General features: G+C 71.0%; 17 protein-coding genes. 7 read left to right on the forward strand and 10 right to left on the reverse strand.

What is annotated here, in order from left to right; all coding sequences use genetic code 11:
* The first annotated feature begins 2 nt into the window (after window positions 1–2).
* The 3 genes from VFY73_RS29255 (at window position 3) to VFY73_RS29265 (ending at window position 4,824) form a co-directional block, all read left to right on the forward strand.
* The gene (locus VFY73_RS29255) at window positions 3–545 is read left to right on the forward strand and encodes a carboxypeptidase-like regulatory domain-containing protein (protein ID WP_329725123.1); all 543 of its coding nucleotides are present in this window, start codon (window positions 3–5) and stop codon (window positions 543–545) included.
* On the forward strand, window positions 484–3,396 hold the full coding sequence (locus tag VFY73_RS29260) for a CHAT domain-containing protein (RefSeq protein WP_329725124.1): 2,913 nt from the start codon (window positions 484–486) through the stop codon (window positions 3,394–3,396). The genes VFY73_RS29255 and VFY73_RS29260 overlap by 62 nt, the downstream gene beginning before the upstream one ends.
* 111 nt (window positions 3,397–3,507) lie before the next feature.
* Complete coding sequence (locus tag VFY73_RS29265; protein ID WP_329725125.1) at window positions 3,508–4,824, forward strand: S8 family peptidase; 1,317 nt, start codon at window positions 3,508–3,510, stop codon at window positions 4,822–4,824.
* A 70-nt stretch (window positions 4,825–4,894) separates the two neighbouring features.
* On the opposite strand, the gene VFY73_RS29270 is transcribed toward VFY73_RS29265, so the two are convergent.
* From VFY73_RS29270 to VFY73_RS29285, 4 genes are all read right to left on the reverse strand, one after another.
* Window positions 4,895–5,281 (reverse strand): hypothetical protein, encoded by a 387-nt coding sequence (locus VFY73_RS29270; RefSeq protein ID WP_329725126.1) that lies wholly within the window; start codon window positions 5,279–5,281, stop codon window positions 4,895–4,897.
* Window positions 5,282–5,415: 134 nt separating this feature from the next.
* Window positions 5,416–6,531 (reverse strand): sterol desaturase family protein, encoded by a 1,116-nt coding sequence (locus VFY73_RS29275; RefSeq protein WP_414654560.1) that lies wholly within the window; start codon window positions 6,529–6,531, stop codon window positions 5,416–5,418.
* Window positions 6,532–6,605: 74 nt separating this feature from the next.
* On the reverse strand, window positions 6,606–7,928 hold the full coding sequence (locus tag VFY73_RS29280; RefSeq protein WP_329725127.1) for a HAMP domain-containing sensor histidine kinase: 1,323 nt from the start codon (window positions 7,926–7,928) through the stop codon (window positions 6,606–6,608).
* Window positions 7,928–8,692 carry a response regulator transcription factor gene (locus tag VFY73_RS29285; RefSeq protein ID WP_329725128.1) on the reverse strand — a complete coding sequence of 255 codons (765 nt, stop codon included), beginning with the start codon at window positions 8,690–8,692 and terminating at the stop codon, window positions 7,928–7,930. Before VFY73_RS29285 ends, VFY73_RS29280 begins: the two co-directional genes overlap by 1 nt.
* 156 nt (window positions 8,693–8,848) lie before the next feature.
* On the opposite strand from VFY73_RS29285, the gene VFY73_RS29290 reads away from it, so the two are divergent.
* Window positions 8,849–9,283, forward strand: a complete 435-nt coding sequence (locus tag VFY73_RS29290; RefSeq protein WP_329725129.1) for a DUF2147 domain-containing protein — start codon at window positions 8,849–8,851, stop codon at window positions 9,281–9,283.
* Window positions 9,280–10,449, forward strand: a complete 1,170-nt coding sequence (locus VFY73_RS29295) for a cytochrome c biogenesis protein DipZ (protein WP_329725130.1) — start codon at window positions 9,280–9,282, stop codon at window positions 10,447–10,449. The genes VFY73_RS29290 and VFY73_RS29295 overlap by 4 nt, the downstream gene beginning before the upstream one ends.
* A 56-nt stretch (window positions 10,450–10,505) precedes the next feature.
* Here VFY73_RS29295 and VFY73_RS29300 read toward each other — a convergent pair whose 3' ends face one another.
* From VFY73_RS29300 to VFY73_RS29315, 4 genes are all read right to left on the reverse strand, one after another.
* Window positions 10,506–11,144, reverse strand: coding sequence for a histidine phosphatase family protein (locus VFY73_RS29300; protein ID WP_414654561.1), 639 nt, complete (start codon window positions 11,142–11,144; stop codon window positions 10,506–10,508).
* A gap of 150 nt (window positions 11,145–11,294) precedes the next feature.
* On the reverse strand, window positions 11,295–11,615 hold the full coding sequence (locus tag VFY73_RS29305) for a DUF1840 domain-containing protein (protein WP_329725132.1): 321 nt from the start codon (window positions 11,613–11,615) through the stop codon (window positions 11,295–11,297).
* 68 nt (window positions 11,616–11,683) lie between these two features.
* Window positions 11,684–13,801 carry an EAL domain-containing protein gene (locus tag VFY73_RS29310; RefSeq protein WP_329725133.1) on the reverse strand — a complete coding sequence of 706 codons (2,118 nt, stop codon included), beginning with the start codon at window positions 13,799–13,801 and terminating at the stop codon, window positions 11,684–11,686.
* Window positions 13,801–15,102: an HD-GYP domain-containing protein gene (locus VFY73_RS29315; RefSeq protein ID WP_329725134.1), complete on the reverse strand. Its 1,302-nt coding sequence runs from the start codon at window positions 15,100–15,102 to the stop codon at window positions 13,801–13,803. Before VFY73_RS29315 ends, VFY73_RS29310 begins: the two co-directional genes overlap by 1 nt.
* Before the next feature lie 235 nt (window positions 15,103–15,337).
* On the opposite strand from VFY73_RS29315, the gene pcaF reads away from it, so the two are divergent.
* The gene (pcaF, locus tag VFY73_RS29320) at window positions 15,338–16,540 is read left to right on the forward strand and encodes a 3-oxoadipyl-CoA thiolase (RefSeq protein WP_329725135.1); all 1,203 of its coding nucleotides are present in this window, start codon (window positions 15,338–15,340) and stop codon (window positions 16,538–16,540) included.
* A 7-nt stretch (window positions 16,541–16,547) separates the two neighbouring features.
* On the opposite strand, the gene VFY73_RS29325 is transcribed toward pcaF, so the two are convergent.
* Together VFY73_RS29325 and VFY73_RS29330 are read right to left on the reverse strand one after the other, a co-directional pair.
* A complete protein-coding gene (locus VFY73_RS29325) occupies window positions 16,548–18,566 on the reverse strand; it encodes a putative bifunctional diguanylate cyclase/phosphodiesterase (RefSeq protein ID WP_329725136.1) in 2,019 nt (672 codons plus the stop codon).
* A gap of 204 nt (window positions 18,567–18,770) precedes the next feature.
* Complete coding sequence (locus VFY73_RS29330) at window positions 18,771–19,685, reverse strand: helix-turn-helix domain-containing protein (RefSeq protein WP_329725137.1); 915 nt, start codon at window positions 19,683–19,685, stop codon at window positions 18,771–18,773.
* Window positions 19,686–19,783: 98 nt separating this feature from the next.
* On the opposite strand from VFY73_RS29330, the gene pobA reads away from it, so the two are divergent.
* Window positions 19,784–20,956, forward strand: coding sequence for a 4-hydroxybenzoate 3-monooxygenase (gene pobA, locus VFY73_RS29335; protein WP_329725138.1), 1,173 nt, complete (start codon window positions 19,784–19,786; stop codon window positions 20,954–20,956).
* The last annotated feature ends 225 nt before the right edge of the window (window positions 20,957–21,181 follow it).

Here is a 21,181-nt window from a genome sequence, read left to right on the forward strand (position 1 = left end):
CCATGAACGACCCGCTGCCCCCCTTGAGCGATGCCGAGCTGCTGGCCCGGCTGCCGGCGGCCGCCGCGCTACCCGATGCTCCAGCCGATTGGCAGCGCCGGGCGCTGGCGGCCTGGCGCGCGCCGGCCGGCCTGTCGCTGGCGCAAGCCGTCGACGCGCTGCGTCAACGGGTGCTGGCGGTGCTCAGCTTCGACAGCTGGGCCCAGTCACCGCTGGCGGCCGGCTTGCGCTCCACCGGCTCGGCCACGCGCCAACTGGTGTTCAGTGCCGAGGGCCGCGACATCGACCTGCGCATCTCGCCCGCCGGCGAGTGCTTCACGGTCACCGGCCAGGTGCTGGGCCCCGACGACAACGGCGCGGTCGCGCTGGCATCCGAGCAGCCACCCGCCACCGTCTACGAAGCGCCGCTGGACGCACTGGGCGAGTTCCGCCTGGCCGACGTGGCACCGGGCCGCTACCAGCTGAGCCTGTTGCTGGCTGGACATGAGATCGTGTTGCCGCCGTTCGAGGTCGGCCACTTGCCCAAGGACGGCCGCGCTGGCTGACCCCGTCACCCCCACCGAGCGGGCACAGCGCCTGCTCGACGAAGGTGCGGCCACCCCACCGGCGCTCGACCTGGCGCTGGCCTGGGCGCTGAAAGACGCTTGCTACGCCGCCTGGAGCACCGCACCCCGCCGCGCCGCACAGGCGGCCGAATTACTGAACCAGGGGCTGCGACAAATACCGGCCACCGTGACGGCCCCTGCGCAAATGGAGATCGCAGCGCTGGCCGCGTGGACCCACGGCATCGCATTGATCACGCAGGGTCGGATGGCCGACGCGGTGGCGGCCTTCGACGACGCGCGCACCCGCTTCGACCAACTCGACCAGCCGGGCCTGGCCGCCCAGACCCAGGTGCCCAAGATCATGGCGCTGGCGATGCTGGGCCGGCGCGAGGGGGCTGCGGCCTGCGCCGAGCGGACCCACGCGGCCTTCGTGGCCCAGGGCGACGTGCGAGCCGCCAGCAAGGTCAGCCTGAACCTGGGCAGCCTGCACCTGCGCCACGATGACTACCCGCAGGCCGCACGTCATTACCGTGAGGCGGCGCGGCTGTTCGCCAAGGTCGAGGACCACGAGCATTCGGTGATGGCCGACATCGGCCTGGCCGATGCATTGACCGGGCTCGGTGACCTCGACGAAGCCGAGCGGATCTGCACCCGCGCCCGCGCCCGCGCCGCCGCGCATGGGCTGCCGGTGCTGCAGGCGATGGTCGACGAATCGGCGGCCTTGCTGGATCTCTCGCGCGGCCGATTTGGCGCGGCGCTCGCCGGCTTCGAGCGCGCCCGCGCCGGCTACGAGCGGCTGGCGATGCCGCAGCACCTGGCGATCGCTGAAAAGCAGCTGGCCGACGCCTACCTCGAGCTGCGCCTGCTGCCCGAGGCCGATGCGCTGTTCGCGCAGGCGTTGCAGAAGTTCGACGCGCTGGCGATGCCGAATGACAAGGCTTGGACGCTGGCGCAACGGGGCCGCGGCCAGGCCCTGGGCGGGAACGCGGTCGCGGCCGCGGCGCATTTCGACGCCGCGCTCGCGCTGTTCGAAGCGCAAGACAACCAGGCCGGCCTGGCCGCGGTGGCGCTGGCCCGCGCCGAATTGGCCGTGGCGCAGCAAGATCCCGTGGACAGCCTTCGCTGGGCCGACTTGGCCGTCGCTGCGCATGCGTCGGCGGGCTCGGACGACGGTGCCGTCCGCGCAGCGCTGGTGCGGGCGCAGGCGTTGGCAGTGGCGGGCCACGCAGCGCAGGCGCGCGCGGCCTTCGGCGCCACCCTCGCCCAGGCCCGCGCCAGCAGCCGGCTGTCGGCCGAGGTGCGCAGCCTCGTCGGCCTGGCCTCGGCCGAGCAGGCCCTGGGCCACGACGACGCCGCCCGCATCGGCTTCGAATCGGCCGTGGCCCTGTTCGAAGAGCTGCGCCTGGCCCTTCCAGGCGACGAGGTGCGTCGAGTGTTCCTCGCCGACCACCTGCGCCCGTACCGCGAGTTGCTGCGCTATGCGCTGCAAGACCACGCGCGAGCGGCCACGCCTGCGACAGCGGCCGCAGTGCTGCGTGCTGCCGACCGGGCGCGCGCGCGCACGCTGAGCGAGCGGCTGGCAGGCGGCGTTGGCGACGCAGCGGCCGTCGACGAATCAGCCCAGGCGCTGCGGGCCCGCGTCAGCTGGTTGTCGCGGCGCGTGCAGGGGCTGGAAGACGACGACGACACGCCATCGGTCACGCTGGTCGACGAACTGCGCGAGAGTGAACAGCGCCTGCTCGAGCACGTGCGCCGCCAGCGTCTGGCAGGTGTTGTCGCGCCCGCCCAGGCGGCCGCGGGCCACCCGCTGGATGTGGACGCGGTGTGTGCCGCCCTGGCCGACGACGAGGTGCTAATCGAGTACGCCCGGCTCGACGACGAGTGGCTGGCCTGTGTGTTGAAGCGCGACGGCATCACGGTGCAGCGCCAGCTGGCCGGCTCGGCCCTGCTGATGCAGGCGCTGCAGGCGGCACAGTTCCAGCTCGACGCCTTGGGCCACGGTGCGACGCCGATGGAAGCCCACCTGACGGCGCTGACGACGCGCTGCGGCATCCGCCTGCAACAGCTGCACGCGCTGGTCTGGGCGCCGCTCGCCGCCAGCGTCGGCGATGCGCGCCGCGTGCTGCTGGTCGCACCGGCGCCTCTGGGCAGCATACCGTTCGCCGCGCTGACCGATGGCCAGCGAACGCTGGCCGAACGCCACCAGTTGGTCTGGCTGCCCAGCGCGAGCGCTGCCTTGCGGCACGCTGCCGGGCAAGAAAATCGGTCACCGCGCCGCGTGCTGGTGGTCGGCGAATCGGTGCGGCTGCCACACGCCGGCGACGAGGCACGCGCCGTGGTCGCAGCCTTTGCGGCGGCCGACGCCGCCACCGAGTTGCGCCTCGACGGAGACGCCACGGTCGATTTCATGCGCAGCCGAGCGGCCAACGCCGACCTGCTGCACCTGGCCTGCCATGCGCAGTTCCGCGCCGACAGCCCGGGCTTTTCGGCGCTTCACCTGCACGATGGCGCGCTGACCGCCGAGCAGGTCGAAACGCTGCGGCTGCACGCTCGGGTGGTGGTGCTCAGCGCCTGTGAAACGGCCGGCCGCGAGCCGGGCGCCAGCGCGTCACGCGGCGACGAGTGGGTCGGCCTGGTGCGGTCCTTCCTGCTGGCCGGCGCGGCGCAGGTGATCGCCAGCCTGTGGCCGGTCGACGACCGCGTCACCGCCCGCTTCATGGCCGGCTTCTACCGCGCGCTGGCCCAGGGTTTGGTCCCGGCCGCAGCGCTGCGCCAGGCGCAGCTGACATTGCGCGAGCAGCACCCGCATCCCTTCCACTGGGCGGCTTTCGCCCTCTACGGCGGGGGCTGACAGCGCCGCGACAGGCCGGCGCGTTACGCTTGATCTCACGCGCCCCCGATGTATCTGCCAGGCCGCAGCGCGCTCTGTTGCGCGTCGCCACCCTGCCGCGAAGGTGTTTCCATGAAGTCTCAGCGTCCGTCGATCGCCGCCCCGTCCTGCCTCGCGTGGAGCCTGTCGCTCGCCCTCGCCACGTTGGCGCCCGCTGCGTCGGCCAAGGGGCCGAAGGATCCCTACCTCGACGCCGAGGTGCTGGTACGCCTGCACAGCACCGCCGGCCTGGGCCCGCTGCTGGCCAGGCACCGGCTGACGGTCGTGGCGCAATCGGGTGCACGGCCGCTCTACCGCCTCGGCCTGATGGCCGGCGACAGCGTCGTCGCCAAGGTCAAGGCACTGGCGTTGGAGCCGGAAGTGATCGCGGCCGAGGCCAATGTGCAGCCGCGGGCGCCCGAAGCACGCAAGAACGCGGTCTGGGCGATCGGCAGCGAAGTCGAGTACCGCGAGCAGTGGGCGCCCGAGGCGATCCACCTGGCCGAGGCGCAGCAGATCACGCAGGGTGCGGGCGTGCGCGTTGCGGTGCTGGACACCGGCGTCGACCTGGCCCACCCAGCCCTGGCCGGCAGGCTGCTGCCGGGGCGCGATTTCGTCGACGGTGACAACGACCCGTCGGAGGTCGGAGACCGCTCGAACGCCGGCTTCGGCCATGGCACGCACGTCGCCGGGCTGGTCGCTCTGGCGGCGCCGGCCGCGAAGATCATGCCGGTGCGAGTGCTCGATGCCGAGGGCCGCGGCAACGTCTGGATGCTGGCCGATGCATTGGCCTGGGCCATCGACCCCGACGGCAACCCGGCCACCGACGACGGCGCCCATGTCGTCAACATGAGCCTGGGCACGCTCGACCGCACCCGCATCGTCGACGCCCTGATGACCTTGTCGGCCTGCGCGATCCCGAAGCCGGGCGCCAAGCCCGACACCGACTACACCGACCCCGGCTATGACGCCGACAAGGCGCGCTGCACAGCCCACGGCGGTGCGGTCATCACCGCCGCTGCCGGCAACGAGGGCAACGAACAGGCGAAGGAGTACCCGGCGGCCGAAGGCGTGTACGGGCTGCTGCCTGTCGGTGCGAGTGCCGAAAACCAGCGCATGGCCGGCTTCAGCAACCGCGGCTCCTGGGTCGACGTGGCCGCCCCCGGCGACTTCATCACCAGCACCGTGCCGGGCGGTCGCTATGGCACCTGGAGCGGCACCTCGATGGCCGCACCGATCGCCGCCGGCGTGGCTGCGCTGGTACGGGCCCATGTGCCCCAGCTCAAGCCCGTCGACGTGACGAAACGAATCGAGAACTCCGGCGCCCGGCTGTGCGGTGCCACCAACATCGTGCAGATCAACGCCCACGCCGCGCTGCGCAACAAGGCGTCGCGCGATCTCTGCAACTGACCCCGCCGGGCGGCGTCAAAAAAGGCGGCCCGCGGGTCGCCTGAACTTCTGGAGCAAGGGCTTCGCCGAATCACTGCCGGCGGCAGATCACCGTCTTGCTCGCGACCAGGTGGCCGGCCTGGTTGTACAGCGCCCCGGTGGCCTGGTCGTTGACGATGAAGTTCTTGGCGATCGGCGTCGCGCCCTGCCTGATGTCGCGCTTGTTGCTGTCGAAGTCGAACTCGACCTCATCGCCGACGGTGTGCTCCAGCGGGCTTTGTGCACGGTTGCCCCCCGAGCTGAACACCGCCGAGTAGCTGCCCGCCGCGAGGTTCCTGCCGTCGACCGAACCGCGGGAGCGGTCGGAACGGGTTTCGCATTTGACGCGCAACTCCACCGCACTGGCGTCGAACGCCGCCAGGCTCAGGGTGGACAGCGCGCCCAGCAGGGCCAGCGTGCGGGTGAAGGTCTTGGACATGGGCTTTTCTCCGGGTCTGTGGTTGAAGAGACCGAGGCGTCGTTTCGCTCCGGTTCACCACAGAGGCGAGCATGGCCAGCCAGATACATCGCCCGCCGCGCGAAAGTGCTGCCGTCGCGCGCCGCGACGTGGGTTCAGGCTTGGGTTTCGGGGCCGGCCCAGCCGGCTGGCGCACCACCGGCGGCCGGGTGGGCCGGCGTGCAGACCTGGCCGGCCGCCCACAGCAGCGTGACCACCGCCAACGCGCCGGCCAGCAGCTGCCACACCCCCAGCGTGTGCGCGAACCACAGCAGCACCAGCGTGCCGACCATCGCGGCCAGGAACAGCGCCAGCGCAGCGGCCTGGCGCGCCGGCGTCAACGGCAGCTCGTAGGGCCGGCGCTGCAGGTCGAACGGCTCGCCGGGGAACATGGCCGCCACATCAGCCGGCCGCCAACCGGGTGACGCGAACCAGCGCCTGACCTTGTCGGCCCACGACCTCGTGTGCCAGCTGTCGCGTGCCAGCTCGGCATAGAAGCTCAGGTTGGCCCACAGCGGGTTCCAGCTGCGCAGCGGCTTGATCGTGCCGTAGACGCAGGGCTCGGCGTCATCTTCCTCGACGAAGCTGCCGAACAGCCGGTCCCAGACGATCAGGATGCCGCCGTAGTTCTTGTCCAGATACTTCCCGTTGACGGCGTGGTGCACGCGGTGGTTGCTGGGTGAGCAGAACCACCGGTCGAACCAGCCCAGCTTGCCGATCTGCTGGGTGTGGACCCAGTACTGGTACAGCAGGTCGATCAGCGCGACGACGCCGAACACCAGCGGCGGAAAGCCCAGCAGCGCCATCGGCAGGTAGAACAGCCAGCCGGCGATCCAGCCGCTGCTGGTCTGGCGCAGTGCGGTCGACAGGTTGTAGTCCTCGCTCTGGTGGTGCACCGAGTGCGCAGCCCAGAACAAGGCCATCGTGTGGCCGAAGCGGTGCAGCCAGTAGTAGCAGAAATCGTAGGCCAGCAGCCCCAGCACCCAGACCCACCAGGCGTCGGCCGGCAGTTGCACCAGCGCCGCGTGCTGGTAGACCCAGGCGTAGACGCCGATCACCGCGAGTTTCGTGAACAACCCGGTGACCTGGCTCATCATGCCCAGCCCGATGCTGTTGATCGCATCGGCCAGCCGGTAGGTGTTGCGGCCACGGCGCCAGCCGACGACGAACTCGATCGCGATCAGGCCGAGGAAGACCGGCGTCGCCAACACAATGACCTGGGCGGACTGCATGATCCGCCGATCATGCGGCAAAGCCGGTCTGCCGGCGCGGCCGACCTGGGGAAAGCCCGGTCCAGGATGTCACGTCAGCGGCCTGCCGCGAGGGGCAGGCTCAGCCCGGCGCACAGGCCGCCGCCTTCGCGCGGCGCCAGCCGCAGCGTCGCGCCCAGCGCATCGGCCAGCCGCTGCGCGATCGCCAGCCCGAGCCCGGTACCGCCGTGCTCGCGGTTGCGCGAGGATTCGAGCCGGGCAAAGGGCCGCAGCGCCTCGGCCAGGCGCTCGGGCGCGATGCCGGGGCCACGGTCCAGCACGGTGATGGTGATGGCGCCGTCGGCCACCTCAAGCGCCAGCTCGGCCGCACCGGCGAACTTCAGCGCGTTGTCGAGCAGGTTGGTGATCACCCGGCGCAGCGCCTGCGGCCGGGTCACCAGCACCGGCGCATCGGCAGGTGGCGCGCCAGCCGTCCAGCGCACCGCGCGCCCGGCATCGGCAAAGTCGCACACCAGCGTGTCGAGCAGCGCGCCCAGGTCCACCGCCTGCGCCGGCTCCTGCACGGCGTGCACGGTCGCCGCGAGCGCGAGGCCTTCTTCGACCAGGTGCTGCATCTCGCCCAAGTCGGCCTGCAGCTTGTCGCGCAAGACCCCGTCGGGCAGCAGTTCGCAGCGCACGCGCATGCGCGTCAGCGGCGTTCGCAGGTCGTGCGACACCGCGGCGAGGATCTGCAGCCGCTCGCCCATCTGGTCAGCGATGCGCTGCCGCATCCGGTTCAGCGCGCTCGCCGCGTGGCGCACTTCGCTCGGCCCGGCTTCGTCCACCGGCGGGGCGGCGGGGTCGTCGCCAAGGCGGGTCGCCGCGTCAGCCAGCCGCGCCAGCGGCCGCGTCGCCACGTGCACGGCCGCTGCCACGGCAAGCCCCAGCACCAGCAGTTGCAACAGGCCTGTCAGCAACGCCTCGACGCGCAGCCCACGCACCGGTGGCTGCAGCCACAGCGTCAGCGGCGTGCCATCGGCCAGGCGCAGCGCAAAAAGCGTGCTGCCCGCCCCTTCCGGCGCCGGGCTGACGGTCTGGACGCGGGACGGGCCCAGCTGCGCCGCCAGCGCCGTCGCCAGCGCATCGGGCGAGCCGGCCTCGGCGCCCGGGGCCGGTGGTGCTTCAAGGCGGAAGCGGTAGTTCGGCCGCGACAGGCGCTCCAGCCACTCGGCCCGCTCGGCGGCGGGCAGGCGGTCGAGCACCGCGAGCGACGCGCCGACATCACGGCTGACGTAGGCCAGCATCATCGCGTCGGTCATCGCCGCACGCTCGCGCATCGCCGACCACCACGACAGGCCGTAGGCCAGCGCGAGCCCGGCAACCAGCAGCGCGGCGATCCGCCCCGCCAGCGAAGACCACCAGGACCACCAGGCGCGCATCAGCCCTCGCCCCCGAAGGCTTGCACGTCGGCGCAGAACACGTAACCCTCGCTGCGCACCGTCTTGATCAGCCGCGGCTCGGGCGGCGTGTCGCGCAGGCGCTGGCGCAAGCGGCTGACCAGCAGGTCGATCGAGCGGTCGAACGGATCGGCCTCCCGCCCTTGCGTCAGGTTCAGCAGCTGGTCACGCGACAGCACGCGGTGCGGGTGCTCCAGCAGCACACGCAGCAGCCGGTACTCGCCGCCGGTCAATGAGACCAGCGTGCCGGCAGCGTCGGTGAGCTGACGCGCCACCGTGTCGAGCTGCCAGCCGTCGAAGACATAACGCCGTGCCGACACGGCACCCCGCAGCGCTGGCGGCAGTGCCCGGGTGCGTCGCAGCACCGAGCGCACACGGGCCAGCAGCTCGCGCGTCGCGAACGGCTTGGCGAGGTAGTCGTCCGCGCCCATCTCGAGGCCCAGCACGCGGTCCGCCTCGTCGCTGCGGGCGGTCAGCATCACGATCGGCAGTTGCACCGCGCCGCGACTGCGAAGCTCGCGGCACAGCGCGAGGCCGTCTTCGCCCGGCAGCATCACGTCCAGCACCATCAGGTCGATCGACGACCCGGCCGGCCCGGCCAGGCATTGGCGGGCTTCACGCGCAAGGGCCGCGGTGCTGACGCGGTAGCCGGCCTGCTCGAAGTAGTCGCGCAGCAGGCCGAGCAGCTGCCGATCGTCGTCGACGAGCAGCAGGTGGTCGGGGCGGTCGGATGGGCTCGTGGTCACGGTGGACGGATGGTGCCGGCGGGCTGGCGCTGGTTTGTATCGCAGTTTGTCTGCGGCGGCGCGTGATACCGGGTCGCGACAAAAACGGCCCGGCCGGACAAGCCGGTGATACGCGCAGCCGCTGCAATGGCGCCTTCCCCACCGACAGGAGATGAGATGCGTCGTTCGATCTTCACGCTGGCCGCCCTTGCGCTGGCGCTTCCCGGCGTCTTCGCCGGCCCTGCCGACCCCCGCGGCCACTACCTGACGGCCAGCGGCAACCTCGAGGTCGAGGTCGCCCCTTGCGGCGAGGCGCTGTGCGGCATCGTCAGCAAGGTGATCGCCAACCATTCGATGAGCCGGCCTGGCGAGGCGATGCAGGCGGCCGACGACCGCCCCGCGCTGGGCATGAAGATCCTGCTCGACTTCAAGCCCGACGGCGACAACGCCGGCACCTGGCAGGGCCGGATCTACAACCGCGAGAACGGCAAGACCTACGACTGCCGCATGACGCTGGACGAGGCCGGCAACCTGCAGCTGAGGGCCTACGTCGGGTTGCCGCTGTTCGGCAAGACCCAGGTCTGGCAGCGCCTGACGGTCGCCGCGCCATGAAAGAGCTCGTCCTGGCGCTCGGCGCCGGTATTGCCACCGTCGCCAGCCCCTGCATCCTGCCGATGCTGCCGATCGTGATCGGCGCCTCGGCCGGCCAGGCCGACAGGCGCCGGCCCTTGTTCGTCGTCGGCGGTTTCGTCGCCTGCTTCGTCGGCGCCGTGCTGCTGTTCGGCGCCTCGACGGACGCGTTGGGGCTCGATGCGAACACGTTGCGCCAGCTTGCCGCCGTCGGCCTGCTGATGGCCGGCGTGTTGATGGCCTGGCCGGTGCTGGCCGACCGGGTGATGACGCCGCTCGGCGCGCTGGCCGGCCCGGCGCAGCGCCTGGCTCAGCGCGCCGGCACCGGCCCGCTGGGTGGTCTGCTGCTGGGCGCCACGCTGGGGCTGCTGTGGGCCCCTTGTGCCGGCCCGGTGTTGGCCGCGATCCTGGCGCTGGTGGCGGGGGCCCAGACCGGCGAGGCCGCACCGCGGCTGGCCGCATTTGCCCTCGGCGCGGGCCTGCCGATGCTGGCCATCGCCTACGGCGGCCAGGCCACGACGACGCGGGTCCGCGCGCTGGCCCGTCATGCAGGGCGCATCCGCCGAGGCTTTGGTGCGCTGGTCATGGTCACTGCGGTGGCGATGCTGACGCACTGGGACGTGCGCCTGACTGCGGCCCTCACCTCGGCCTGGCCGGCGGCGGAAGCCCATGCTGCCGACGCGCCCGTCGCGGCCGGCGACCTGGCGCCCGAGTTCAGCGGCATCGACGCCTGGCTCAACAGCCCGCCGTTGACGGTGCAGGGGCTGCGCGGCCAGGTGGTACTGGTCGACTTCTGGACCTACGGCTGCATCAACTGCGTGCGCACGCTGCCGGCCCTCAAGCGTTGGCATGAACGCTACGCATCGCAGGGGCTGGTGATCGTCGGGGTGCACACGCCGGAGTTCGCGTTCGAGCGGCCGCTGGCCAACTTGCGCGATGCGGTCGCGCGCCACCATATCGCCTACCCGGTCGCACAGGACAACCGCTACGCGACCTGGACGGCGTTTCGCAACCGCTATTGGCCGGCGCTGTACCTGATCGACCGCGAGGGTCGCATCGTCTATCGCCACTTTGGCGAGGGCGACGAAGCCGCGGTGCAAGCGCGCATCGAGGCGGAGCTGGCGCGCCCCTTACCGGCAGGCCGGTGAGCGCTCAAGAAACGAAGGGCCGCCCCCGAGTTTCTTGATCCCGCGGGGGCCTGCCGTCACAGCTCGTCGAGCGCCGCGTCGTCGTTCAGGTGCTGGGTGTCGCCCCAGCCGACCAGCGTGAATCCTTGCGGCGTGTAGAGCAGCCGGTTGACACCGGTGTTGGCCAGCTCCCAGGTGCGCGGCGCGTTCAGCTCGACGCGCGACGCGGCGCGGTACAGGCAGTCGAGCACACCGCCGTGCGTCACCAGCAGCAGCGTGCGGCCCGGGTGGGCCTCGGCCAGGCGGCTGGCGGTCGCGACACAGCGGTCGTAGAAGCCTTGCAGCGTCTCACCGCCTTCGGCGCCGAAATCGGGCTCGCGACGGCGCCAGCGCGCGCTTTCTTCCGGCCACAGCCGCTCGACCTCGGCGTAGGTATGGCCCTGGAAGATGCCGAAGTGGCGCTCGCGCAGGCCGGCATCGGTGTTCAGGGCCAAGCCGGTGCGGTCGGCCACCGCCTGCGCGGTGTCGCGGGCACGCACGAGGTCGCTGCAGACGATCGCGTCGAGGTCTTCGCCGGCCAGCGCTTCGGCCAAGCGACGGGCCTGCTCCTGCCCGACGGCGTTGAGCGAGATGTCGGTCTGGCCTTGCAGCCGCGAGTCGACGTTCCAGGCCGTCTCGCCGTGGCGCACGGCGAGAATTCGCGTCACGTCATCCACGAGTGTCCTGTCTCAGCAATACGTGTCATCGAGATTCGACCAGATGGTGATGACGGTGCGTCCGGATGGCTGGGCAGATACCCAGCGTATCTGCCCTGATGGCCGGGCGCGCGGGCACGCCATCTGGCCACGTATTGCTGAGCCAGGACACTAGACGCCCCAGGTCACCGGCTCGTCGGCGGCCAGGGCACGCTTCATCAGCTCGACCAGGGGCCAGGCGCGCTGGCGCAGCGAAATCGCATCGCGGCTGCCGGCGGCAGCGTCGTCGGGCTTGTCATCGCCGGCCGCGGCACGCGCCGCGTCGTCGGCGGCCACCGCATCGGCCAGGGCCTGGATGGCGGCCGGCATCTGGGCCGGTTCGATGATGCCCTTGGGCGTGACGTCCTTGCCGATCAGGCCGAGGACACGCTCGCCTGTCGGGCCGAGCATGATGACGTCGCCCCCGGCTTTGCTTTTGAACTTGTAGATCATGGCCCGCCGATCATCGCACGGGCCGCGAGGCAGCAAAGGCAACGCGGTCAAGCGCGCGCGAAGCCGGTTCAGGGCCTGGCGCGCGCCAGGCCGCCCGAGGCCTTCTTTTCGTGGGCCAGCCGGGCCAGCACGCTGGCCGCGTCGAGCGGCCGGGTGCACAGGAAACCCTGCCAGCCGGTGACGCCCAATGTCAGCAGCGACTGGCGGTGGGTCTCGGTCTCGACGCCTTCGGCATAGACCGCCAGGCCGCAGGCGCGCGCAGCGCCGGCCAGGGCCAGCGCCAGGCCGGCCTCGGGCGTCGCCCCCTTGGCCAGGCCGTGCACCAGCTCGCGGTCGAGCTTGACCGCATCGAGCGGGAAACGGCGCAGCAGGTTCAGGCCCGCATCGCCGCTGCCGAAGTCGTCGAGCACCAGCTGGACACCCAGTTCGCGCAAGGCCTTCAGCTGCGAGCGGACCAGCTCGGGGTCGGCCTGCAGCGCCGCTTCGTGCACGTCGAGCTCCAGCAACTCAGCCGGCCAATCGGCCACTTGCAGCGCCGCGGCGACGCGGCGCGCCAGGCCCGGCTGCTGGCATTGCCAGGAACTGAGATTCAGCGTGACACGCCAGACAAAGCCGGCCGCACGCCAGCGGGCGGCCTGGTGCAACGCGTGTTCGAGAGCCCAGTCGTCCAACGGACCGGCCAGGCCGGCACGGGCGGCCAGCGGCAGGAACTGCGCCGGCGGCAACAGGCCATGTTCACCGTCATGCCAGCGCAGCAGCGCCTCGATCGACTGGACGCGACCGCTGGCCATGTCGACGCGCGGCAGGTAGCGCAGGCGCAGCGATTGGCCAGCGCCGCCTTCGCGCAACGCGCGCTGCAGGCGTGCCAGGCGCGGGCCGTCGTCGGTCGCGTCGAAGGCATGCACACGCCAGGCCGACCCGCCGGCGTGGCGAGCCCATTCGAGCGCCTTCTCGGCGTGTTCGAGCAGATCCTCGGCGCTCAGCCCGGCCTGCGGGTAGGCGGCGACGCCGATCGACACCATCAGCCCGGCGGTGGCCAGCAGCCCGCCGCCGGTCGCAGCCCGGCCCTGATCGACGAGCCGGCGCGCCAGCGCCTCGGCCGAGGCTTCGCCGCATTGGCGCAGCAGCACGCCGAAGCGCGCGCCGCCAAGGCGGCCCATCGGGTGTTGCACCGGCACATGGGCCCGCAGCCCTTCGACGATGTCGCTCATCGCGCGGGCCTGGGCGTCGCCCTCGAGGGCGAACAAACGGTCGCGATCGAACTCGATGCACAGCAGCGCCATCGGCGTGCCGTCGCGACGCGCGGTGCCGACCGCATCGTCGACCTGCGCGACGAAGCCGTTGCGCTCCGGCCAATGGCTCAGTTCATCGCGCAGGCCACCGCGCAGCACCCGCGGCGCGCCGCGGCGATGCGGGTTCAGTTCACGGAAGGAGTAGACACGGCCGATCGGCCGGCCCCGGCTCCACTGCGGCTGGATATGGCGCTCGAGCTGTGCCCCATCGAGCAGGTGCACGGTGTCGACGGCCGACAGCAGCGCGTGTGCCTCGATTTCCGCCAGGCGCGCCTGGTACGCCGCCGGGGCCACGGTCTGGCCGCTCATCCAACGGTGGATCGCCTCGTCGTCGCGCTCGACCAGCGCCGATTCAGGCAGCGCCCACAGCGTCGCGAAGCGGCGGTTGAAGGCCTGGATGCGACCGTGCAGGTCGGTCACCAGGATGCCGTCGGCGGTGGCTTCGAGCGTCGCGCGCAGCTCGGCCAGCAGCGAATCCCGGTCGCGCTCGGCGCGGTACTCGCCGCTGCGGTCGCGCAGCAGCACGAGGTAGCCGCCGACGCCCCTGCGGCCGGCGCCCAAGGTACCGATCGGCACGACGCGGCGGTGCACCCAGGCAGCGCGGCCGTCCGGGCGGGTCAACTCGGTTTCGCTGTCCAGTGCGCCAGGCGCACCACCGCGCACGTCGGACCAGAAGGCGACGTCTTCGAGCGTCGGCAGCAAGGTGTCGGCGCGGCGGCCGACCATCGCGGCCGGCTCGAGCCCGAACCAGGCGGCAGCCGCCTGGTTGGCGTGCAGCACACAGGCATCGACCGCGTCGACCAGCCAGGCCGGGTCGTCCAGGCTGTCGATCAACTGGGCTCGGGCGCTCGCCTGGCCGGTCAGCCAGGCGATGCCGGCATCGGCGCCGCTCATCACAGCTGCTCTTCGACGGTCGGCGTGGCCGACACATCGAAAAAGTAGGCGACGCGCTGCCGCGGGGCCAGCACCTCGGCGGCGCGCGCCGGCAGCTGGCTGGGCCGCAGGCTGCGGCGAATGCCGAGGTCCGGGCAGTCTTCCAGGTTCAGGTGCAGGCCATGCGAGCGCGCCGTGTCGTGCACCCGCACCTGCGGCTTCAGCGGCCGGGCCGAGTTGACCGAGGTGACCATCGCGTAGCGGTCGTCCGACAGCTGCACCAGCGAGCCGGGCGGGTAGATGCCCATCATGTGGATGAAGCCGTTCAGGATCGTCGCGTCGAACTTGTTGCGCGACTGCGCGAACATGCGCGACAGGGCCTCGTGCGGCGTCAGCGATTTCGACGGCGTGGCCGCGTTGCACAGGTTGTCGTAGTAGTTGACGAGGGAGACGATGCGGGCGCCAACCGACATGCGCTCGCCCGTCACGCCCTTCGGGAATCCGGTACCGTCGGCCAGCTCATGGTGCTGGGCCACCACCAGCAGCGCACCGGGTGGCAGGCTCATGCGGCGCCCCTGGCTGATGCCGTGCCCGACATGGTCGCGGTACAGCGAAGTTTCGGCGGCGGTGAAATCGTCGTGCGGCAGCCGCATGCGGTCGGGCAATGCGAGTTTGCCCATGTCGTGCAGCAGGGCGCCGGTGCCCAGGTCGGCCATCTCGGGCCCGGCCAGCTTCAGCGCCCGCGCCAGCAGCAGCGAGACGACCGTCACGTTGATCGCATGGGCCGAGTGGCGATCACCGGTCGGTTCGCCGAGCACGCGCACGCACAGCTCGGCGTCGATGAGCATCTTGTCGAGCAGGGCCCGGGTCAGCGCCTGGGCGCCTTCACGCGCACGCTCGGGTTCGCCGGCCAGCGCATCGTTGACACGGCGCAGGTCGCGGCAAGCTTCCTGGTACTGGCGTTCGCACACGCGCAGCGCGGCGGCTTCAGCCTCGGCACGCGCTTCAGCCTGGCGGCGGGCGCGGGTTGCCGGATCTTCGGCCGGCGTGATCATCACGATCGGTTCGGCCGTTGCTGGCGCCTGGCCCGTTGTCGGGGCGTCGGCGGCGCCTGCCGCGTTGGCGGCGGTGGTCTCGGCCGGCGAGTCGCTGCGCTCGGGGCTCCAGCGCAGCCTCTTCAGGCCGAGCGAGCGTATCGTGTCGATCTGCTCGGCGCTGCTGATCTTGAAGCTCGACAGCGGGAAAGGGTGCGACATCCACCCGCCATCGAGGTGGATGAACATGCCGACGCGCAAGTCCTGCGGTTCAACGGTGCTGGTCATGTCGCAAAGTCCCTGAATTCCTGGCGGTGTTGCCGGTGCTGTGTGTTCTCGCGGAACGCCGGCGCCCCCGGTTTCCAAGGGCACTCAGCCACAACATCGGCACCGCATCCGTCCAACTTGAGCGGTATGGGCGAGAGGCCACTCGCATCTGCTTGCATGGCACGCGCTAGCATCGCGCCGACGTTTTCGAGCCTTTTGTCCCATTTGTCACAGCGGCCCTTTCGCCGCCCACACCATGACCCACGCCTACATTTGCGACGCGATCCGCACTCCTTTCGGCCGCTACGGCGGCGCCTTGTCGGCGGTGCGCGCCGACGACCTCGGCGCGGTGCCGATCCGCGCATTGATGGCCCGCCACCCGAATCTGGACTGGGCCGCCGTCGACGACGTGCTCTATGGCTGCGCCAACCAGGCCGGCGAAGACAACCGCAACGTCGCCCGCATGGCCGCCCTGCTGGCCGGACTGCCGGTCGAAGTGGCCGGCAGCACGATCAACCGGCTGTGCGGCTCGGGGCTGGACGCGGTCGGCTCAGCCGCCCGGGCGATCCGCGCCGGCGAGGCCGAGCTGATGATCGCCGGCGGCGTCGAAAGCATGAGCCGGGCCCCCTTCGTGATGCCGAAGGCGGCCACGGCTTTTGCGCGCGAGAACGCGGTCTACGACACCACGATCGGCTGGCGTTTCGTGAACCCGAAGATGAAGGCGCAGTTCGGCATCGACTCGATGCCCGAGACGGCCGAAAACGTGGCCGCCGACTTCGGCATCTCGCGCCAGGACCAGGACAAGATGGCGCTGGCCTCGCAGCGCAAGGCCGTGGCGGCACAGGTGCGCGGCTTCTTCGACGCCGAGATCACGCCGGTGACGATCACGCCGAAGAAAGGCGACCCGGTCATCGTCAACAAGGACGAACACCCGCGCGAGACCTCGCTCGAATCACTGGCCAAGCTCAAGGGCGTGGTGCGCCCCGACGGTACGGTGACCGCCGGCAACGCCTCGGGCGTCAACGATGGTGCCTGTGCCTTGCTGCTGGCTGGCGAAGCCGCCGCCGCGCGCCACGGGCTGGCGCCGCGCGCCCGCGTGGTCGCGATGGCCACCGCCGGCGTGCCGCCGCGCATCATGGGCATCGGCCCGGCGCCGGCCACGCGCAAGGTGCTGGCATTGGCCGGGCTGTCGCTGTCGCAGATCGACGTGATCGAGCTGAACGAGGCCTTCGCCGCGCAAGGGCTGGCGGTGCTGCGCCAGCTCGACATCACCGACGACGACCCGCGCGTGAACCCGAACGGCGGCGCGATCGCGCTCGGCCACCCGCTCGGCGCTTCGGGCGCACGGCTGGTGACGACAGCGATCAACCAGCTGTACGCCAGTGGCGGCAAGCGCGCGCTGTGCACGATGTGCATCGGCGTCGGCCAGGGCATCGCCCTGGTGCTCGAAAAGGTCTGAGCGGCCGTCAGGCCTGGGTGGCCGAGGCCGCCGCGGCCGTGGTCAGCAGCGCCGCCGCCGGGGCCTCGGCCACGGGCTCGGCGGGCGGCCCCGCCTCGTGGTTCAACTGGTCCCCCGGCTTCGGGCGGGCCAGCAAGAAACCCTGGAACTCGTCGCAGCCCTGATCCCGCAGGGCCTGCAGCTGCGGATGGGTTTCGACGCCCTCGGCGTTGACGCGGATCTCGAGCGAGTGCGCCAGCGAGATGATCGACTTGACGATCAGGTTGACCTTCTCGTCGCTGCCCAGGTGCTGGGTGAACGCGCGGTCGATCTTGACCTTGTCGAACGGGAAGCGCCACAGGTAGGCCAGGCTCGAGTAGCCGGTGCCGAAATCGTCCATCGCGATCGACACGCCCATCGCCGACAACGCCCGCAACGTGCCCAGCACCTGCTCGGTGTTGCTCATCAGCAGCGATTCGGTGATCTCGATCTCCAGCCGAGTGGCCAGCAGACCGGTGTCGTCCAGCGTCTTGGCGATCAGCTCGACCAAGTCATCGTGGCGGAACTGCGCGGCCGACAGGTTGACCGCGACCGCCAAGTGCGCGGGCCAGGTGGCCGCCTGGGCGCAGGCGGTGCGCAGCACCCAGCGGCCGAGCGGGCCGATCAGGCCGGTGTCTTCGGCCAGTGGAATGAACTCGGCCGGCGATACCGGGCCGCGCTCGGGGTGGTGCCAGCGCAGCAGCGCTTCGTAGCCGGTCAGCGTGCGGCCGTCGGCGCCCCACAGCGCCTGGTAATTCAGGCTCAGTTGGGTGCCGCTGCCGATCGCTTCGCGCAGGTCGCGTGTCAGCTGGCGGCGCGTCTCGAGCTTCTCGTCGAGCGAGGCGTCGTAGAAGCTGAAGGTCGAGCGGCCCGAGGCCTTGGCGCGGTACAGCGCCAGGTCGGCCTTGTGCATCAGTTCTTCGTCGTCGTCGGAGTCGGTGCCGAAGATCGCCGCACCGACGCTGCAGCCGCAGATCACCGTCTGCCCGCCCAGTTCGTAGGGCCGACCGAGCGACTCGACCGCCCGCTCGGCCAGGCGCGTCACCGCATCGGGGCCGTCGACCCCCGTCTGCAGCAGTGCGAATTCGTCGCCGCCCAGGCGGGCCACCACGTCACCATGGCGGACCAGGTCACGCAGGCGCGCCGCCACCTGGCGCAGCACCTCGTCACCGGCCGAGTGCCCCAGGCTGTCGTTGATGTCTTTGAAACGGTCCAGATCGATGCACAACACCGCGAAGTTGGGCCCGCCGCACGCCTGCCGCCAGGCGGCCTGGCGCAGGCTTTCGGCGAAGCTGGCGCGGTTGAGCGAGCCCGACAGCGGATCGTGCCGCGCCAGGTAGCGCATGCGCTCGTCGGCCAGGCGGTCACGCCGCCACTGGCGCCAGACCACCGCACCGACGATCGCGCCGGCCACCGCCAGCAGCGCGAACACCGTGGCCGCCACGCGCATGAAGGCCTGGTTGATGCGCTGTTCACGTTCGACCTGGTCGACATAGACCTCCACCACCCCCATCACCCGTCCGCCGCGCAGCACCGGCACGTACGCCTCGCTGTAGGTGGCCGGACGATCGCCGTGGGGGTCGCGCTGCAGTTCGATCACCGGCGCACCGCTGAGCATCAGCTGGCGCACGTCCTCATCGCCCGCGGCATCGTGGTGATCCTTCTCGGCGGCCAGCCGGCCGGACGACCCGGGCGACAGATCGTCGGACACCAGCACCGGGTGGCCCTCGCGGTTGTAGAGCTTGAAGCGGAACACCTCCTGCACCTGCAGGAAGTTGTGCAGTTGCCGGCGCGCGCCCTCGCTGGCGCCACGGCCTTCGAAGATCGCGTCGAGGTCGGGCACCGAGGCTTCGACCAGCCGGGCCCAGGCCATCGCGCTTTGCTCGGCGTCGCGCTCGAGCAGAAAGCCGGCGCTGCCGCGCAGCAGCACGGCCAGCACCACGCCGGCCAGGCCCAGGCCAGCCAGGCAAGGCAGCAGCATTCGCCACTGGTTGGACAGGAATTTCATCGACGGCTCTTTCGACACCCGGCTTTGGGAAAGAGGCCCGGCGTGTGGAACAACGACCCGCGCGGCTGGTTTTGCGCGCTCATCGATCCGTTTTCGGCGCCGATCGACCGGTGTTGAGGGTGACATTGGCGCCACGGGCGTGGCGTTCGCCGCGGATTCGGATGCTGCGCAGCCCTCAGGCCGGCGCGCCACATGCGCCGTCGATCAACCCTGGTGCGCCCGGCGGCGCCAGGCGGTGGGCGACAGGCCGCACAGGCGCTGGAAGAAGCGCGTGAAGTAGCCGGGGTCGGCAAAGCCGAGGTCCATGCCGATGCGCTTGATGCTCTGGTTCGTGTAGGCCAGTTGACGCTGGGCCTCCAGCGCCACACGGGCGTGCAGCAGGTCCAGCGCCCCCTTGCCCAGTTGGGCCCGGCAGATGCGGTTCAGCTGGGTCGTGCTGATGCCCAGCTCGGCCGCCAGCGACGCAACGCTCGGCTGCAGCCGGAAGCGCGCGTCGACCAACGCCCGGTAGCGGGATAGGTGCTGGGGCGCTTCGGTGGCCAGGCCATCGGCCGGCCCGGGCAACGCCCGCGCCAGCGCCAGCAGCAGGCGAGCCAGCTCGGCGTCGATAGCGGCATGGCGCCAGCGCCGGTGGCCGGCGAATTCACCGGCCAGTGCCGCCACCGCATCGGTCACCTGTGCCGGACTGCCCCAGGCACACGGCGCCGTATCGCTTCCCCAAGCCAGCACGGTGGGCCGCTCGAACAGCGGCCACAGGCCAGGCTCGGGCGTCAACAGCTGGCGCACATGCAATTCCTGCACAGTGACGATCCAGCCGTCGATGCCCGGCTCGAAGACGAAACCGTGGGCGGTGGCGGCCGGCACCGTCACCGCAGCCGGACCGGCCAGACGGTGGCGCCGGCCGTCGAGCTGGGCCTCGGCGTGGCCATGGGCCATGTACAGAATTTGAAACAGCAACTCATGCCGATGCGGGCGGATCTCCCATTCGTGCAAGCGACTGCGGGCCGAAATCGTCTCGACATGCAGTCTCTCTCCCACCGAGCCCGTACCGGCTTCACCGTAGAGCTGGTAGGCCGGCAACGCGGTCGCCTCGCGGCGACCCAGGGGAGATGAAGCCATGTTCGAATTGTGCAAGGTTTGGCCGCAATCCTCCATTGAGGCCGGACCGGCACCGGCCTACGCTGACTGTGTTGTTTGTGGTGGTGGAGGGCAAGACCATGCGAACCCAGGTCGCGATCATCGGTGCCGGCCCAGCCGGGCTGCTGCTGGGCGCTTTGCTGCACCGGCAGGGCATCGACCATGTCATCGTCGAGCGCCAGACGCCCGACTACGTGCTCGGCCGCATCCGCGCCGGCGTGCTGGAGCAGGTCACGGTGGACCTGCTCGACGAAGCCGGCGTGGGCGAACGCATGCACCGCGAAGGCCTGCCGCACAACGGGTTCTCGCTCTGCTTCGACGACCGCCATCACCGCATCGACCTGCACGCATTGACCGGCCAGCGGGTCATGGTCTATGGCCAGACCGAGGTCACGCGCGACTTGATGGACGCCCGCCGCGCCGCCGGGCTGACCACCATCTACGCCGCCGAGAACGTGCACCCCGAGGGTTTTGCAGGCGCCACGCCGGCGCTGCGCTACGCCCTCGAAGGCATGCCGCACCGGATCGAGGCCGACTTCATCGTCGGCTGCGACGGTTTCCACGGCGTGGCCCGCGCCAGCGTCCCGATCAAGGCTTTGCAGACCTACGAGAAGGTCTACCCCTTCGGCTGGCTCGGCGTGCTGGCCGACGTGCCCCCGGTGCACGACGAACTGATCTACGCCAACCACTCGCGCGGCTTCGCGCTGTGCAGCATGCGCAGCAAGACGCGCGTGCGCTACTACGTGCAGTGCTCGCTCGACGATCACGTCGAGGATTGGAGCGACGAACGCTTCTTTGCCGAGCTGAAGCGCCGCCTGCCCGAAGCCGACGCCGCCCGCATGATCGAAGGCCCGTCGATCGAGAAAAGCATCGCGCCGCTGCGCAGCTTCGTCGCCGAGCCGATGCGCTTCGGCCGCCTGTTCCTGGCCGGCGATGCGGCCCATATCGTGCCGCCGACTGGCGCCAAGGGGCTGAACCTGGCCGCGTCCGACGTCGGCATGCTGAGTCGCGCGCTGGCCGAGCACTACCGCGGTTCGGACGCCGGCATCGACAGCTACTCGCAACGTGCACTGGCCCGCGTCTGGAAGGCCGAACGCTTCTCGTGGTGGTTCACCTCGCTGATGCACCGCTTCCCCGAGGCCGGCGAGTTCGGCCGCAAGATGCAGCATGCGGAGCTGGACTACTTGGTGCAGTCGGAAGCCGCGATGAAGGCGATGGCGGAGAACTATGTCGGGTTGCGGCTGGACGCTTGAGGCGCGGGTTGGTGTTGGCAAGCGTTGGCGAGTTCGGAGCGCGCGGGAAGGCGGGGCCTCGGGGGCTCTCGTTAGACGTTCACCCCCAAGGCCCCGCCTCCCCGCGTGACCACCGTGATGCCCCGGCCAATGCGCTCGTGGGATCAAGGTAGCCGCAGATCAACGAGCGCATTGGCACCCCACCGTCCGCCGCGCCAACAACCGCATGCCACCAGGGCTTTCCCC

This window comes from Ideonella sp., from assembly GCF_036277275.1.
Lineage (GTDB): Bacteria > Pseudomonadota > Gammaproteobacteria > Burkholderiales > Burkholderiaceae_C > Ideonella.

Coding starts and splice junctions, on each gene's coding strand:
- VFY73_RS29255 (WP_329725123.1), top strand. CDS start 3: ATGAACGACCCGCTGCCCCCCTTGAGCGATGCCGAGCTGCTGGCCCGG.
- VFY73_RS29260 (WP_329725124.1), top strand. CDS start 484: ATGAGATCGTGTTGCCGCCGTTCGAGGTCGGCCACTTGCCCAAGGACG.
- VFY73_RS29265 (WP_329725125.1), top strand. CDS start 3,508: ATGAAGTCTCAGCGTCCGTCGATCGCCGCCCCGTCCTGCCTCGCGTGG.
- VFY73_RS29270 (WP_329725126.1), bottom strand. CDS start 5,281: ATGTCCAAGACCTTCACCCGCACGCTGGCCCTGCTGGGCGCGCTGTCC.
- VFY73_RS29275 (WP_414654560.1), bottom strand. CDS start 6,531: ATGCAGTCCGCCCAGGTCATTGTGTTGGCGACGCCGGTCTTCCTCGGC.
- VFY73_RS29280 (WP_329725127.1), bottom strand. CDS start 7,928: ATGCGCGCCTGGTGGTCCTGGTGGTCTTCGCTGGCGGGGCGGATCGCC.
- VFY73_RS29290 (WP_329725129.1), top strand. CDS start 8,849: ATGCGTCGTTCGATCTTCACGCTGGCCGCCCTTGCGCTGGCGCTTCCC.
- VFY73_RS29295 (WP_329725130.1), top strand. CDS start 9,280: ATGAAAGAGCTCGTCCTGGCGCTCGGCGCCGGTATTGCCACCGTCGCC.
- VFY73_RS29305 (WP_329725132.1), bottom strand. CDS start 11,615: ATGATCTACAAGTTCAAAAGCAAAGCCGGGGGCGACGTCATCATGCTC.
- VFY73_RS29310 (WP_329725133.1), bottom strand. CDS start 13,801: ATGAGCGGCGCCGATGCCGGCATCGCCTGGCTGACCGGCCAGGCGAGC.
- VFY73_RS29315 (WP_329725134.1), bottom strand. CDS start 15,102: ATGACCAGCACCGTTGAACCGCAGGACTTGCGCGTCGGCATGTTCATC.
- pcaF (WP_329725135.1), top strand. CDS start 15,338: ATGACCCACGCCTACATTTGCGACGCGATCCGCACTCCTTTCGGCCGC.
- VFY73_RS29325 (WP_329725136.1), bottom strand. CDS start 18,566: ATGAAATTCCTGTCCAACCAGTGGCGAATGCTGCTGCCTTGCCTGGCT.
- VFY73_RS29330 (WP_329725137.1), bottom strand. CDS start 19,685: ATGGCTTCATCTCCCCTGGGTCGCCGCGAGGCGACCGCGTTGCCGGCC.
- pobA (WP_329725138.1), top strand. CDS start 19,784: ATGCGAACCCAGGTCGCGATCATCGGTGCCGGCCCAGCCGGGCTGCTG.